Raw genomic sequence first — 14,189 nt, 5'->3', positions numbered from 1 at the left:
AGACTAAAGTTACCTTTAGCCCTCCAAGACTCGCTACGAGCGAATGGCTAGTTCTTACTCGACGGGAATCCCACCCGTTATATGATACGACCTAGGCACGGCCGCACACCTGCCCTTTAGTTTAAGTACATTTCTTCACAATCTCTTCTAAAATATCCATTTATTTTGAAAATGAGTTACTCAACAATCTGGCCCGATTATGGAAGATCATATTTTGTACAATTGATAACAGATGGATCAGACTTTTGCTATTTAACGTACCCAGTTAGTTTATTTGAAGAACGCCAAAATTATAATAAGATTGCTATAAATATTGAAACTCCTAAACTAAATAATTGAAAAATAATATCGCCGGCATTTACTCCTTTATTCATAGAAACCTGCCTTTTTTCACTAAAGTTAAAGAACAGCCCTAGTATAGAAATTGAAAGTTATATTATTTTATAAACCATCTGTGTAATCAAAAAGCACATAATTGTAATTAATAATGACTTCGCTATTTTCAGCGGAACTTTAGGTAAAACAAGTAGGCCTATTTGAGCGCCAATAATAGAACCGAAAGCCATTGCGATGGCGTATGGCCATTGAATGAATCCAGTTTGATAAAAAATGATAAATGCTCCCGCACAACTTCCAAAAATCAAAACCCTTGTTAGTTGAACAGCTTTTAAATAAGTTTGTTGTTTTTTCATGTAATACAAAATACCAAATGTGGACGAGCCGGGACCGAATCCTCCATCATAAGCTGCTATAAAAAAGAGGAAGAAAGGTGTCCATCTTTTTTTAGTAGATTCATGATGACCACCTTGAGCCGTCTCAATCCATCCCTTATTTTTAATGGTAACAACTAAGGCAAAAAAAAGGAGAATAAATGCAGTCATATTCATTGTTTTTTCAGAGAGATGAGTCGTAACTAAAGCCCCTCCAACCCCTCCTAAAAATGCTACAAATAAGTTTTGTATGATTGTTTTAATACTTAGCTGCTTCAGGTGGATAAGATAGAATACACTTGAAAAAGCAGCAATACCCGAGGAAAATTTATTTGTCGCAATACTTGTTTGAATAGGAATACCAGTTAAAATCAACGCCGGAAGTGTAATCAGCCCACCGCCACCAGCTAAAGTCCCAACAAAAGAAGAAACGATTCCGATAAAAAATAGGATAATTAGGTGATGGTTTAAGGATGAAACACTCATTAAAAGTAGTGCTATGCTCAGTAAAAGAAATATAATCATTTGTTTTTTCATCATGTTCTCCTTTTTTATCGTTATTGATAATAAAAGGATATATAATAATAATTAATAAAACTAATATATGTTTTTAGCGAATTCATAAATTAATTTTATGAAAGGATTTCGATTATGAATCTTCATGCGTTGCGTATCTTTATTAAAGTAGCTGAATTAAAAAGTGTCACAAAAGCAGCCGATGCCCTTTCGATCAGCCAGCCCGCAGTAACCGTTCAAATCAGAAATTTGGAGAAGGAATCAGGACTAAAACTTTTAGAAACAGAAGGAAGAGGAATCAAGCTTACAAAGGAAGGAGAGTTTCTGGTTGGACGTGCTGAAAGCTTATTTGATATGGAAAAGGATATTGAAAATAAGCTTCTGCAGCTAAAGAATGGTGAAATACAAGAACTGCGTATAGCCTCCACATATTTGCCAGCCAATTTTTTATTACCTGTCTGGTTAGCAAAATTCAAAATGGATTTCCCCTCAGTTAAAGTGAACCTTTATAGCGGCAATTCCAATCAAGTATTAGAAAACTTACTTCACTACAAGTCTGATATTGCTTTCGTAGTGAAAGAAGAGTGGAATAATCCTGATATTCATCTTGATCACTTAATGGATATGGATTTTTGGTTTATTGTTCCACATGGTCATAAATACGATGGACAAGAAGTTTCATTAAGCGAATTGATGACGGAGCCGTTTTTATTAAGAGAAGAAGGAAGTTCTACGAGGGAAATCCTATTTTCATTATGCAAAATTTATAGAGTCCCTATCCCCAATATTGGATTGCAATATCATGGCCTAAATGAATCAATTCGTTCAGTCGTTGCTGGATATGGTACTATGCTAGCTCCGGCACTTGCAGTCAGAGACTATTTGAAACGAGGGGAAATAGGGAAGGTGATTGTTAAAGGAATTGAGGTAAGACGACCTGTATATATTTGCAGCCGTAAAAGAGATAAGGAATTTACCGTAAATCTAAATAGATTTATTGATTATGTAAAAAGTAGTTATGAGATAGAAACTGCCATTTCAGGTAAATTTATTTAGTATGAACGGTCTAAAGCCGCATTTTTCAAAAAGAATGCGGCTGCTTTGTTATTATAATAATACCTTATTCCGGTATATGGACCTTAAAATAAAAAAGACGCGTTCCTAAATAAACGCGCCCGATTGTGGAAGATCATAAGTACATGTCTTGTTCAACTAAAGCATCCGTTAGTTTAAGTGCAACATTTCACAATCTTTCTTTTGGTATACGAAAAGTATCTTTGCTGATTTCCCACTAATGATTGACCCATCATTCGTTTATTGTTTTTCAAACATTTTATTTTTTAAAAAATCCATAAAAACAGATTTAGGTTGACCTTTTAAATAAATAAAGTCAATACTAATATTCGTTTTCACAGGAGGAGTCATTTCTACTCTGAATAACTCTTTATTTTCAATTTCTTTTCTTACACAATGCTCAGGTAAAAAGCTAATGCCCAGACCTTGTAAAACTAAATTTTTAGCCGTTTCCATATGATCAACTTCTACATATATATTCGGATTTACACCATTACTTTGAAATAGACGATGAATAATAAGCCAATCGATAGATCCATAATCAAAAAAGATTAGAGGCTGTTTACTTACATCCTCTACTGTTATTTTTTCTTCATTTAAAAAAGAATGATTTGAAGGTACAACAAGGCTAATAGGGTCATTATAAAGACGAATTGATTCTACTTGGGGGTGGGTTTCTGTCCGTATAATACCAAAGTCAACCTCTTTGTTAATGACCTTGTGCAAAATATCTTTAGAATGTCCTGTTATAATTTTGATTCTAACATCTTTATACTTAGATTTAAAAGCTGGCAAAATATCAGGTAGAATGTTGTTGGAAATTGACAAAGCACTCCCGAGCACTAGCTCAAAAGGTACAGTTACTTGTTGTAATCCGTACTTTGCTTCCTGGTAAGCTTGAAGAATTTTTTGTGCGTGTGGAAAGAAATATTCTCCCTTTTCTGTTAAAGAAATCTTGTTTCCATTTCGATGAAAAAGCTTTAAATTAATTTCACCTTCAAGGGATTGAATACGTGCTGTTACAGAAGGCTGAGTTAAATAAAGAGCCTCTGCTGCTTTATTGAAACTACCTAGTTGACAAACATAAATGAAGGCTTCAATATTTTCAATATTCATACTTACTGCTCCTTATTTTAGTTCACCAATGCGTTTAGCTAATTGACCCAATTACTTTAGTTGATTCTGTCTCAGTAGCTAATTTAATTGCCGATTTGGCTAAAATTTCTGTTGGGTCAATGATACAAATATCTTGGTATGATTTAAGTACAAGAGGAATCTCTGTACAACCTGCTATTATAGCTTCTGCCCCTCTTTTGATTAATTTATCAGCTACTCTTGAAAGGTATAAACGCCCTTTCTCTATATCACTCCCTTTAATTGCATATATTCCTTCCATCACTACTTTTTGCATTTGCATATCAGGCTCAATGACATTAATATCGTAGGATTGACAAATATGTTGATACAGTTTTGTAGTTATTGTTCCATCAGTAGCTAACAAACCTACGCTCCTCATATCATTTACGTGTAAAAAGCGAGCTGTTTCTAAAGGCATATGTAGAATCGGGATACTAACAGATTCTTTTATTGATTTAAAGTAAAAGTGAGCAGTATTGCAAGCCATTACTAGAAAATCCGCACCAGCTTTTTCTAGCCTTTGTGCTGATTGTATAATATAAGGAGTAGGATCTGTACCTATTCCCAAAATAGCTGTTGTTCGATCAGGTATTTGTGAATAATTGTCCACGATAATATGGATATGATCCTGATCCTTCTTTGCAGGTGTATAAGAAATAATTTTATTCATTAAATCGACAGTTGCTAATGGTCCCATTCCACCAATAATCCCAACTATTTTTTTCATTTTTTCACCGCTTTCTATTATAAAAGTTTTAATAAACTGATTTTTACTTTATTATAATTTTTATAATAGGAGCTGAGTTATAGAAATAATCTATACACGAATAGAAACAATAAATTGATAACCTTGCTAATGATAAAGCTTCGTTTGAACCAAGTTTATTTACCAACTTTCCACTGAAACATTTCCCTTCAAATTCTCGAAAGACTTCTTACAGACCATTAATAGTTATTCTCAGTTATGTAGCAACCCTCCTCAAGTCCATCCGAACTGTTCCCTTCCGCAAATTTTTCTATACCTTTGTGAAGTTTTGTACTTGAACTAACCGATAGTTCAACAAGAAAAAGCCTAATTAGTTAGCCGATAGTAGTAAAACCCTGCATCCTTATATAAACTACTAAGGTCCGTTGAGGCAATAACAATTTGACTTAGTGCTAATATAACCAATAATGCAAAAATAGCACCTCCACCTTTAACCAAGTATTTTTTCTTATGAAAAATTACCGTAGCTATTGTTACAAACAACAATCCTATTGCATATGAAACTAGTTTTATTGTCTGAACTTTAATTTCTCGAACTGCACGCATAAAATAATCTAATTGTTCCCTATTACCTTCAGTTTCATCTATAACAATTGTATTCCCTTTATGAATTATTTTCCAAGTAATCTTATTTTGATCTTGACTAATTGTGTACTCATATCCACCTGCGTTTCCTTCACGGATAACTGTTAATGAAGTCGCTGCCGCATTTGATACTACCATTATAAAAATGGTAAAACTCAATGATATAAGCGATAAAATTTTCTGTTTCAAAATATCTCCCCCTACAATTAATCCGATGGTATCTAACAGCGACAAATAACCTATTAAGGTTACATTTATAAATCTTAAATTATTTTTCCTTCATTTTACCGCAGAACACGCTTTGTAAAAGGAAATATTTGTATTATTCTTCAACTATCCTGCCCTTTAGCCAAGGATTAGGGGATAGTTCCTTTATTTTCTCTTGTCTAACCAAATTGGGAAAATATTTTAGGAATCGTGCTGTCCCCTGCGCTCCTGCATGAAAATCTGGATAACTAGGAGGAGGTACGAACGAACCAAAGGAAAAATCGATATCAAAAATCAAAAATTCTTCCTGATCTTTTGTGATCCCTAACTGATCCGCTAACAAATTAGCAATAACTGAACGAACATCAACATTTAGTGTTTACTAAGACTATTCCCACAATCTTCTAACCTCCATCAATTCCTGCCCATTGAATTCCATTCTGAAAATATCTGGTTTCGACGTCTGTAGTAAAAAATTCAAATCGTATTTACTGTCATAATGCACCATCATCAAAGCCATAACAGCTCCATGGGTGCCTAATACTATTTTCCGTCCTCGATAGGTATTTAATAGTTCTTTTAAGATTTTTATAGCTCTATTTTGACACTCTGCATTAGACTCCCCGCCAGTCAAAGCAAAGTTTGGTTGAGAAAATGATTTTTCTAACAAAGGCAATAATTCCTTATCAGATATTCGTTTTTCTTCAGCAGTAAAAACTCTCTCTTTAAGGTCTTCAAATACTAAAACTTCTTGACCTAATTGTTTAGCTAAATGCTCAACGGTTAGGATTGAACGGCTATAAGGGCTTGAGACAATAGCGTCAATCTTCTCTCCTTGTAATACATTGGTTATTCGTTGAGCGTCTAAATTACCTTTTTCAGTTAACCCTCTTGTTCTTTCATTTCCTTCTTTTGGAGATTCGCCGTGTCTTACCATATATATGAAAGTTTTCATAATACCCCTCCCAATTACTCCAATATAAAATTACTTAATTATAACGCTTTTAAGGTTTAGTCTCTTCTTCAACAAAAATGCACTTAGCTTAACAACAAAAAAGCTGCCAGATTTGACAGCAAGATCTTCAAGTAATGCAGGTGAATCCCTTCCTTACCTGAAATCTCTGTAAATAATTCAACATCCCTTACTGAAAAAGTCCGTTCAAACGAAATTATATCTCCTACTTTTAATGATATAAATCTTCCACTGAAGGTTTTGTACTAGATTATGTGAGAAAATCTTGAGGTTTCCATTCTTTCGGCTTTATGTTCCTATTCATCCAATTCTTTTGTGGTGCATTGTATGGGGTGGTGGCGATTAAATGATTATTGTGCCAGCTTGCAGCTCCGGAACGAATCATTTCATCGAGCAGGATTTGAATAAATTTCTCTGGTTGAAGCTGGAAAGAGTAGCGTGCAAAGTCTTGGAACCAACCACACTTTAATAGGTAGTTATCAATTTCTTCTTTTGCCAATCCGTTTTTAATGATTAATGTGAATGAAAAAATCCTCTTACAGGCATGCCATGAAATTTTTTCTGGCATCTTGAGCCACTTTTCAAACCTTTCCCTTGCCGCATCAATGGCAGCTAGAGGATTCTCGATTTGAGGTCCATGTCCTGAATATGCCTTTTGAATCCGGAGCATGGACAACCGTTCCAAACTTTCTATAGATCGTTGGATAGATGTGACACCCTCTCTAAAGATATTTAACCATCCGATATCATTCTTGTGGAAGAGATCCCCGCAAATTAATATCTCTTCTTTAGGTTCATATAAAGAAATATGTCCTAACGTATGTCCTGGTGTGTGCAAGACTTTAAAGGTCTTACTTCCTGAATTAATCTCATCGTTATCTGAAAGCTTTGTATCGACTCGATAAGGTTCTACAGGCTGATCTAACCATTCTGCACAACAGGCTTCAGGGTCACAAGAATTAATTAAATCGGCATCCCATTTATGAGCAGCAATCGTAACACCATAATTTTTTTGAAGATGAAAGTTGCCCCCTACATGGTCACTATGATAGTGGGTATTCACAATAAGGTGTAATTCTTCTGGTGAAACGCCTACTTCTTTAATTAATTGTTCTGTATCTTTCGCATCACTCCCAAAACCAGTATCAATAAGGATTGGGAGTTGATCCTTAATAAGGATCATGTTTGCACTTGGAAATTTTCTTTCAAAGAAAATAATACTGGATTTTTTCATAAGCTATTCCTCCATAAATTCAATGATTAAACAATTATGATTGAACGTTCGATCAATTATATTGTTGGTAGAGTTGCCGTTATTTGCCCTCGAATTACAAGCATCCACTGTTCATCTGGGGTTAGATCACGACTCCCTTCATCACATGAAATCTCTGTAATTAATTCAGATCCCTTACTGTAAAAGTACCTTCAAACGTAATTATATCTCCTACTTTTAATGGCATTTAAATCTCCACTGAAGGTTTTATACTGTATGGTCAATTATAATCTGAATATTAAAACTATTTTAAGTAATAATCAACTATCCTGCTTCTTTAGTTCAATAAGAAAAGCTGCCAGGATTACCATTTATCAAATAGTAATGTATTCTCTTTTACTTCCTTTTCGTATTGCTCTAAGTGTATGATTCCGTTTGAAGAACGAATAATGGAGATTTTTGCACTATCCTGTTCCTGTGCAAGCCAAATATGACCAACAGTAGGGAAATCAATATCTGTTAAAATAATACTATTTTTATTCTTTTCATATGGCAGGCAAGTGGCGATAGTAGAAATAACATCAGATACAGAGGTTAATATAGCAATTTCATCTATTTCGGCACCAATAAGTTCAGCGAATTTCTCTCTAGTAGCCTCCACTTTCATAATCGACTGATCCCTGTTACTTCCAAACTCAATCAAACTATTATGATATTCTTCAATCGCGCGTGAAACAGGCTGAGCCAATGCACCTTGAGAACAATTAGCTAAATGTACATAATTTGATAAAATAGGGAATAACGAACGATAACAACTGTACGGATTATTCATTTTTCTTCCCCCCTTAAAACTATATTGTATAAATTATTCGGCCTTTAATATTACCAAAAACCCAATTTCCTTATATTTCTATTTTCCTCTTAAACTGACCGTTAGCCATCCATGAAGCAGAGCTTCAAAAATGAACGAAAATATAGTTCTTATAAGTAGTTTAATAAACAAAAAGCCGCCATCGGCAGCTAGGTCTTTTTTTATTACTTATTTAAATGTAGTAAAATATTACAATCTTAACCAATTCGATTATACTAAAGATTGTCCATATATTCAAAATTCCTTTTTGAACTCCCGCTAGTCGAAACAATCTTGCTTTTTTTCTTGCGTCCGAATGAGACCCGCATTCTGAAAATATGTAAAAAAGCTTACTCAAAGAGTAAGCTTATCCGCTATAAACACTATCACATGTTCCAGCTTTCGGTTCATAATAACAATGATTTTTAAATGGACCAGAATGAGGTTGACCGTACCATGTTGGAGGGCATGGAGCATGTGGATTAAAGTACCAAAGGGCATATTTCCCTGGGTGTTGTCTCCAATAATCCAAATTCTGTTTGGCTAATCTTTTTTCGGAAGTCCTTGCTCTTTGATAAAATACATTCCCTTTTTGAACAGCTTCAAAGGAAAAATTTCCTCCTTGTACTTGAAAAATAACTTGGTTAACTGATCTTAAACCTTTAAAGTCTAAACAATTTGCTACAAGACGATTCACAATTACATTTCCAACATATAACATTCCTTGTTTTCCTTCACCTTCTGCTTCTGCTCTCATCATCCTTGCCATTAAGTCAACGTCTGAACTTCGGTAATTTGCTCTTGGCATTTTCTCACCCCAAAAATATAGTATGAAAGAAAGCTTACATTGATGTCATTGTTTATAAAATAAGAATGCCTAGTTTTTAAAGCTTACAGTTTTTAAGTAAGATGAAAACTATGGCATTCTTTTCTATATCTTTATTCAACTCCTACTTAGATAGTGCAATAAGGAAAAAGAATCACCGCAGTGATCCCCCGTCTTTAACTCTTGTACCCAGTAGTTCAATAATAATTGACATCCTAATTGTGGAACACAACTTATCTCACTATTGTAAAAATTTCATTATCGTCCCTATTAGGTACATCAATCATTGTCACTTTTTTTACAGATGCCCGTTTTAATGACTGCATGCAATTGACGAGAAAATAAATTTGTGATTCTTCCCCTTGTATTTCAGCTTCCACACTTCCATCTTCTAAATTTTTCACCCATCCTGTTAATTTCATTCTTTGAGCAATACAATATATTTCCAAGCGGAATCCTACTTTTTGCACTCTTCCTGAAAAAGTTACTTTCTTTCTTAATATAGTCTTTGAAACAAATATAGGAAACTTAATTCGATTTGCATGCCAAATTACATACTCATTTCTTAATTTCTTAAAAACACTCATTCTACGACGTACTCCTTTTAGTTTATTACTAAATCGTCTCCGAACCTAAATAATAAAAACGCTTTACTCTCTCTAAGAAGTAAAGCTAAAAATATATTCTCCATTAAGATAAACTTATCCTTCTTATCAAACTAATTTGTACCGTTACAAAGAATGAAAATGTATTGAATCCGTCCATACTGTTTCTAAGGCTGGGAGAGGAAGGTCGATGAACTATGGTGCGTTAAGCCCATCCTTTAGTCATAATGAACGAAACGACTCCCATCGCTTAACGTAGGTTGCACTTGGCAATAATGTTACTACCAAAAATAAAACCAAGTGTAGAGCTACACACGAAAAGGAGCCGTATATTATGAAGGATGTACAAAAATTTGTTGGTTTAGACGTATCTAAAGACACAATTGCTGTTGCGATTGCTGACCCTGGTCGTGGTGAACCTAGATTTCACGGAACTATTCAAAATAAACAATAAGAAAAGCTGCAAAAATGGTAGCAGCTCTTTGTAAAATTCATTCTTTAGTTTGAAAGCAAGTTTAAACTTAACTAAGTTCAATATCCCTTCTCTTGTCACCCATCCACTCTCTTACATCACGTTCTTTTTACTCTTTGTAAAGAAATCCAAGAAACTTCTTGATCAAGATCATTCTTTTTACTCATTTACAACCTTTTGATTGCGTAAGATCGTATAATTCATGTGAGATACCACCGTATTTTTATTTTCATACCCCAGATAGATTTGCGAATCCTTGGACATCTCCACAAGGACGCTATTCTCATTCACTTTGTATACAATACCTGCATGAGCCCTATCGTTCCTATTAAAAGTAATGCAATCTCCCACTTTTGCTAATTGTTGTATTTTTACTTTAGACATTTTATTCACTCCACTTACATTAATTAAATAAATTGATCACTCTCGGTAATTTTTGTTCAAATAATTTATGAATTCTTCGAAAAAAGAAACTCCAAAATTTTATCTTACCTGGCATAACTGATAGTTCATCATAACAGGGTCTTATATTTATATATAAGTTTTTCACTTGCAAGGTTAAGATTATTTATACATTCTTTTTTTAAATCTACATCACAAATAAAATCATTCATTAATTCATATTTGATTCCGGAGTGAATTTCCATAACTTGATTAGGTGACAAAGTTATTAAACTTTTCCTTTTTGCAAAACTCATTATTTCTCTTTCAAAATATTCAATTGAACCAAATAACACTTAATCATTACACCCACTCTTCCCTTAGTTTTTATTTTAATAAATAAAAAAAGCCTCCAAAAAGAGGTGGACTAACAAACCTTCATGTTAAGAAGTTTAATTCAAACATTAGTATCCGTTCTTTTTGGCAACCCGACTATCATAGTCATAAGACTTTAGACTCGTGGCTTTGCGTCCTTTTCTTTCGAAAAGTTTGCCTTTTTCAATTTTTATACCTTAATAGTAAAATCTAACCAGGAATATTTCAATGGTTTTCGTCAAATTTTTACAAAAAAATTAGGAGATAAGTTGTGTAAAATTTAAGTAAAGATTCTCACATACAAGTAACATTTAAAGCTTGCGAACTTATGTACGATATGGTACAACTGAGGTACGTCCCTATTAGGGCTCAGTGTAATTTAAAGGAGTGATATCAATGAATAAAACAGATCTTGTTAGTCAAGTGGCTCAAAATTCCGAACTTACTCAGAAAGATGCTGGTAAAGCTGTCGATGCGGTTTTTAATACTATTTTGGAAGCATTAAAAAATGGAGATAAAGTTCAACTAATTGGTTTCGGGAACTTTGAGGTTCGGGAACGTGCAGCTCGTAAGGGGCGTAACCCACAAACTGGCGAAGAAATTGAAATCCAAGGTGGAAAAGTACCTGCATTTAAGCCTGGAAAGCAATTAAAGGATGCTGTGGCTGGTAAATAAGATACTCTACTACATACAAAAAAGTGATGATTCATACATCACTTTTTTATTTTGCTCTACATAGTTAATATTTAAGCAATGACTCTTATTATATGCAGCCAATAATCTACTATGTTGTTCGATTAAAGCACCCGTTTAAGTACTTTTATTCACAAACTTGATTGACTTTGCTTAAATAAATCAATTTATTCATTGAAGGAATGCTGCCACGTAGTGATATAAGAAAAGAAGCTGTGTTTCAGCTCTTAAATATACAATGGCTACAAATAGTGTCAAACATATTTTTAAAGTTCCACAATAGAGTATTCATAACCTATTGTTGTTATGAATTTATACATATCCTCTGTAGAAATAAAAATAGTCTTAGTGTTGTCATTAGCATGAAAACTCATAAATTTTTCAGTGAGCATCTCTTTATCTAAGTAGACTTTTATGTCGTGCTCATCATTGTTTAGCAATCCAAAAATGGAAACAACACCAGGAGGTAATGCCATTTTTTTCATCAATCTTTCCGGTGAACAAAAGCTTATACGTTTTTCATTAAGAATTTCCGCAAGGTGCTCCATATCAAGTCGCTTTGCATCATCCATAATTACTAAATAGTATGTAGTCTTTTTTTTATTACAAAGAAAAAGTGTTTTAGTACGTACACCTTCTTTACCAACAATATAGCTGTCTGCTTCTTCTGTTGTCAAAGCAGGAGGATGTTCAACAACTTCATATGGAATATTCATTTTATTTAAGACATCATATACATTCTGATATTGTTCCATAAAGAAAAGACCTCCAATTTTCTTGTATATAATTTTCTGAACATTAATATTTCTTAATAATATTTTACCAAAGAAACTATACGTAAAGCGAAACTAATGAGTTAATTGGAGAAAGATTCTATAGTGGTGATGGGATATTAGTTCACCAATCACCGGTTAAAGAGGCAACTGACTTATGTTGAAAGAAATGGGGTATTGGTAAAAAAATGATGCTAAAATCACAGAGAAATTTAAGATAAAATTAGAACGCAAATGCAAAAGGAGCATGTATTGAATAAAAAATACCATAGTTTTTCAAATGTGGCAGTGACAAAATTTTATATTCCCTCTTTAAAGGACGACTTTTCTTGCACAATCCTGCAACTTTAGTGGAACAAGAAAAAGGGAACGCCACAGTGGTCCCTTCTTTAACTCTTGCACCCTATAGTTCAACAACAAAATTTATTATTATCCTATTACTTCTCCCAAAGCTCTATACGTCTTCCCACTGGGTCTTCAATCCAAATAAACTTTCCAAATTCATTAATCGTCTTTTCCATAACAAGGGGAACACCCATTTTTTCTAGATGTTTGATACTGTAATCCAAATTTTCAACTTGAAAGTTTAACATCACTTGTTGTTCTGTTGGAAAATAGCGGTCATTTTCAGAAAAGAAGGAAAAGATAGTTTCATTGCCTGATTGTGGTGTAATAATGGTACCATTCCAATTTTCAATTTCAATTTTTAGGACTTTACTGTACCATTTTTTTATATCCTCTAGATTTTTAGTCCTCCAAAAGATTCCTCCAAAACCCTTTATTATCATAAGAATCTCCTTCCTATCCCATTAGTTATTAATTTAAATTCTAGTTTTGAAAGCGAATTCCTTCTTTCACCTGCTACGTTACTTGAATAAGAAAAAGATACCCCTTATTGAAGTAAAGTCCCCTATTGTTTATGTACATGTATTCACAAACTTAGCGGGAAATACAAAACTCATATCATTTATTACAGAAATGTCGCCACTGTAATCTAACAAAAAAGCAGCAGATCAAAGCCCCACATAACTTAATATAAAAGGTCAGGTACTATATTTCCTCTTTAATAACTTTCGATTTTGCAAGAAATACAAAAGATATTATAGTAATCCCTATACCACAGATCATCATTATATGCGATATACCAAAATTTAAAACCAGAGCTACAGAAACGAAGCCATAAGATAAAGGAACCAACCAAGAGAATGCACTTACAAGACTCATAACCCTTCCAATTTTATCTTTCTGACTTTTTTCTTGTATAGAAGTTACTAACATCACATTAATAAAAGATGAAAGAGAACCCATTAGAATTAATAAAAGCACCCCCTGCCTAATTTTTTCTATTTGCCCTAGAAACGTAAGTAATATACCTAATGTACTTATCAATAATAGTATAGCTAACCCCTTTTTTTCTTAATCGTTAATACTCCTATAATTAATGCTCCTGCAAGCATACCAACTTGGTATGAGCTTTGAAGGAAGCTCAAATCTAAAGTATTTCCCATGAGGACGGGTCGTCTGTTTCTTACTTGAAAGGGCTGATGGGAGACTAATTGCTGAAGAGGCAGCGAGCCCTTTATTCTGACCCCCTTAAGTTTTTTTCAGCTAATGCTAGGTACTTGGACAATCATAAGCCTTTTCTTAAAAATAGAATGGAGTAAGGACGGTGATTGAATTGGCCTGCTCGATCAATATTAATAACTTCAAAGTTAATTCTGTTTCTAAAAACGCAAACATTAATTTTGGTGGTACCGTTCAAAACAGTCATACTGCCAATAGTTCCATAATCGGCGGCAATTTTAATTTTGGTGATGGCTGCATTATCTCAAGCAAAAGTATTAATCTCGGAAAAATTAAAAATATAGTCAAAGATTCCTAGCTAAAAAGAAAGAGAGCCCGATCCTCACCTTTCTCCATTCTGTCATTTTAGCAATCCCTCCCTTCTTTAAAGAAAAACAGGATTTAAACTAAACCCTTTGAATGATGCCTGTCACCCAGTTGCATTGCAACAAGTGTCTGTAATGTTTCTT

Annotated in this window: 18 protein-coding genes, 1 pseudogene and 1 riboswitch; of the genes and pseudogenes, 3 read left to right on the top strand and 16 right to left on the bottom strand. The window is 33.7% G+C overall.

Translation table 11 applies throughout. The features are described 5' to 3' along the window. Positions 1–431 precede the first annotated feature (431 nt). A complete protein-coding gene (locus V7150_RS09385; RefSeq protein WP_335516700.1) occupies positions 432–1,196 on the bottom strand; it encodes a sulfite exporter TauE/SafE family protein in 765 nt (254 codons plus the stop codon). A 165-nt stretch (positions 1,197–1,361) separates the two neighbouring features. On the opposite strand from V7150_RS09385, the gene V7150_RS09380 reads away from it, so the two are divergent. After that, the gene (locus V7150_RS09380; RefSeq protein ID WP_335516694.1) at positions 1,362–2,282 is read left to right on the top strand and encodes a LysR family transcriptional regulator; all 921 of its coding nucleotides are present in this window, start codon (positions 1,362–1,364) and stop codon (positions 2,280–2,282) included. A gap of 258 nt (positions 2,283–2,540) precedes the next feature. Here the strand turns inward: V7150_RS09380 and V7150_RS09375 are convergent, their stop codons facing one another. The 12 genes and pseudogenes from V7150_RS09375 to V7150_RS09320 all read right to left on the bottom strand — a co-directional run bounded on the left by V7150_RS09375 (position 2,541) and on the right by V7150_RS09320 (position 10,671). After that, positions 2,541–3,416 carry a LysR family transcriptional regulator gene (locus V7150_RS09375; RefSeq protein WP_335516691.1) on the bottom strand — a complete coding sequence of 292 codons (876 nt, stop codon included), beginning with the start codon at positions 3,414–3,416 and terminating at the stop codon, positions 2,541–2,543. 34 nt (positions 3,417–3,450) lie between these two features. Continuing rightward, positions 3,451–4,164, bottom strand: a complete 714-nt coding sequence (locus V7150_RS09370; protein ID WP_335516688.1) for an aspartate/glutamate racemase family protein — start codon at positions 4,162–4,164, stop codon at positions 3,451–3,453. 345 nt (positions 4,165–4,509) lie between these two features. Continuing rightward, a complete protein-coding gene (locus V7150_RS09365) occupies positions 4,510–4,977 on the bottom strand; it encodes a hypothetical protein (RefSeq protein WP_335516686.1) in 468 nt (155 codons plus the stop codon). 133 nt (positions 4,978–5,110) lie between these two features. Continuing rightward, positions 5,111–5,338: a hypothetical protein gene (locus tag V7150_RS09360; protein WP_335516683.1), complete on the bottom strand. Its 228-nt coding sequence runs from the start codon at positions 5,336–5,338 to the stop codon at positions 5,111–5,113. A gap of 45 nt (positions 5,339–5,383) precedes the next feature. Beyond that, positions 5,384–5,950 (bottom strand): histidine phosphatase family protein, encoded by a 567-nt coding sequence (locus tag V7150_RS09355; RefSeq protein ID WP_335516680.1) that lies wholly within the window; start codon positions 5,948–5,950, stop codon positions 5,384–5,386. A gap of 140 nt (positions 5,951–6,090) precedes the next feature. Next, positions 6,091–6,189: pseudogene (locus V7150_RS09350) on the bottom strand (enoyl-CoA hydratase); the annotation flags it as partial. Between the two features lie 29 nt (positions 6,190–6,218). Next, positions 6,219–7,202 carry an MBL fold metallo-hydrolase gene (locus V7150_RS09345; protein ID WP_335516677.1) on the bottom strand — a complete coding sequence of 328 codons (984 nt, stop codon included), beginning with the start codon at positions 7,200–7,202 and terminating at the stop codon, positions 6,219–6,221. Positions 7,203–7,545: 343 nt separating this feature from the next. Then, on the bottom strand, positions 7,546–8,013 hold the full coding sequence (locus V7150_RS09340; protein ID WP_335516674.1) for an aminotransferase class V-fold PLP-dependent enzyme: 468 nt from the start codon (positions 8,011–8,013) through the stop codon (positions 7,546–7,548). Between the two features lie 385 nt (positions 8,014–8,398). After that, the gene (locus V7150_RS09335) at positions 8,399–8,839 is read right to left on the bottom strand and encodes a cell wall hydrolase (RefSeq protein WP_335516672.1); all 441 of its coding nucleotides are present in this window, start codon (positions 8,837–8,839) and stop codon (positions 8,399–8,401) included. Between the two features lie 251 nt (positions 8,840–9,090). Then, a complete protein-coding gene (locus V7150_RS09330) occupies positions 9,091–9,444 on the bottom strand; it encodes an acylphosphatase (RefSeq protein WP_335516669.1) in 354 nt (117 codons plus the stop codon). A gap of 649 nt (positions 9,445–10,093) precedes the next feature. Next, a complete protein-coding gene (locus V7150_RS09325; RefSeq protein WP_335516666.1) occupies positions 10,094–10,318 on the bottom strand; it encodes a DUF2187 family protein in 225 nt (74 codons plus the stop codon). A 128-nt stretch (positions 10,319–10,446) separates the two neighbouring features. Further along, complete coding sequence (locus tag V7150_RS09320; protein ID WP_335516663.1) at positions 10,447–10,671, bottom strand: hypothetical protein; 225 nt, start codon at positions 10,669–10,671, stop codon at positions 10,447–10,449. Positions 10,672–10,794: 123 nt separating this feature from the next. After that, a riboswitch (cyclic di-GMP riboswitch) is annotated at positions 10,795–10,879 on the bottom strand. A 207-nt stretch (positions 10,880–11,086) separates the two neighbouring features. On the opposite strand from V7150_RS09320, the gene V7150_RS09315 reads away from it, so the two are divergent. After that, on the top strand, positions 11,087–11,365 hold the full coding sequence (locus V7150_RS09315; RefSeq protein ID WP_335516661.1) for an HU family DNA-binding protein: 279 nt from the start codon (positions 11,087–11,089) through the stop codon (positions 11,363–11,365). 284 nt (positions 11,366–11,649) lie between these two features. On the opposite strand, the gene V7150_RS09310 is transcribed toward V7150_RS09315, so the two are convergent. The 3 genes from V7150_RS09310 to V7150_RS09300 all read right to left on the bottom strand — a co-directional run bounded on the left by V7150_RS09310 (position 11,650) and on the right by V7150_RS09300 (position 13,545). Beyond that, complete coding sequence (locus V7150_RS09310) at positions 11,650–12,138, bottom strand: prolyl-tRNA synthetase associated domain-containing protein (RefSeq protein ID WP_335516657.1); 489 nt, start codon at positions 12,136–12,138, stop codon at positions 11,650–11,652. 455 nt (positions 12,139–12,593) lie between these two features. Further along, positions 12,594–12,941 (bottom strand): VOC family protein, encoded by a 348-nt coding sequence (locus V7150_RS09305; protein WP_335516697.1) that lies wholly within the window; start codon positions 12,939–12,941, stop codon positions 12,594–12,596. Positions 12,942–13,206: 265 nt separating this feature from the next. Beyond that, on the bottom strand, positions 13,207–13,545 hold the full coding sequence (locus tag V7150_RS09300) for a hypothetical protein (RefSeq protein WP_335516654.1): 339 nt from the start codon (positions 13,543–13,545) through the stop codon (positions 13,207–13,209). A 280-nt stretch (positions 13,546–13,825) separates the two neighbouring features. Here V7150_RS09300 and V7150_RS09295 point away from each other — a divergent pair, with 280 nt between their 5' ends. After that, positions 13,826–14,038: a spore germination protein gene (locus tag V7150_RS09295; protein ID WP_335516652.1), complete on the top strand. Its 213-nt coding sequence runs from the start codon at positions 13,826–13,828 to the stop codon at positions 14,036–14,038. Positions 14,039–14,189 lie beyond the last annotated feature (151 nt).

This window comes from Neobacillus drentensis, assembly GCF_036965245.1.
GTDB lineage: Bacteria > Bacillota > Bacilli > Bacillales > Cytobacillaceae > Neobacillus > Neobacillus drentensis_G.
This window is presented reverse-complemented; position numbering and strand designations above follow the sequence as displayed.

Coding starts and splice junctions, on each gene's coding strand:
- V7150_RS09385 (WP_335516700.1), bottom strand. CDS start 1,196: ATGAGTGTTTCATCCTTAAACCATCACCTAATTATCCTATTTTTTATC.
- V7150_RS09380 (WP_335516694.1), top strand. CDS start 1,362: ATGAATCTTCATGCGTTGCGTATCTTTATTAAAGTAGCTGAATTAAAA.
- V7150_RS09375 (WP_335516691.1), bottom strand. CDS start 3,416: ATGAATATTGAAAATATTGAAGCCTTCATTTATGTTTGTCAACTAGGT.
- V7150_RS09370 (WP_335516688.1), bottom strand. CDS start 4,164: ATGAAAAAAATAGTTGGGATTATTGGTGGAATGGGACCATTAGCAACT.
- V7150_RS09355 (WP_335516680.1), bottom strand. CDS start 5,950: ATGAAAACTTTCATATATATGGTAAGACACGGCGAATCTCCAAAAGAA.
- V7150_RS09345 (WP_335516677.1), bottom strand. CDS start 7,202: ATGAAAAAATCCAGTATTATTTTCTTTGAAAGAAAATTTCCAAGTGCA.
- V7150_RS09340 (WP_335516674.1), bottom strand. CDS start 8,013: ATGAATAATCCGTACAGTTGTTATCGTTCGTTATTCCCTATTTTATCA.
- V7150_RS09335 (WP_335516672.1), bottom strand. CDS start 8,839: ATGCCAAGAGCAAATTACCGAAGTTCAGACGTTGACTTAATGGCAAGG.
- V7150_RS09330 (WP_335516669.1), bottom strand. CDS start 9,444: ATGAGTGTTTTTAAGAAATTAAGAAATGAGTATGTAATTTGGCATGCA.
- V7150_RS09325 (WP_335516666.1), bottom strand. CDS start 10,318: ATGTCTAAAGTAAAAATACAACAATTAGCAAAAGTGGGAGATTGCATT.
- V7150_RS09315 (WP_335516661.1), top strand. CDS start 11,087: ATGAATAAAACAGATCTTGTTAGTCAAGTGGCTCAAAATTCCGAACTT.
- V7150_RS09310 (WP_335516657.1), bottom strand. CDS start 12,138: ATGGAACAATATCAGAATGTATATGATGTCTTAAATAAAATGAATATT.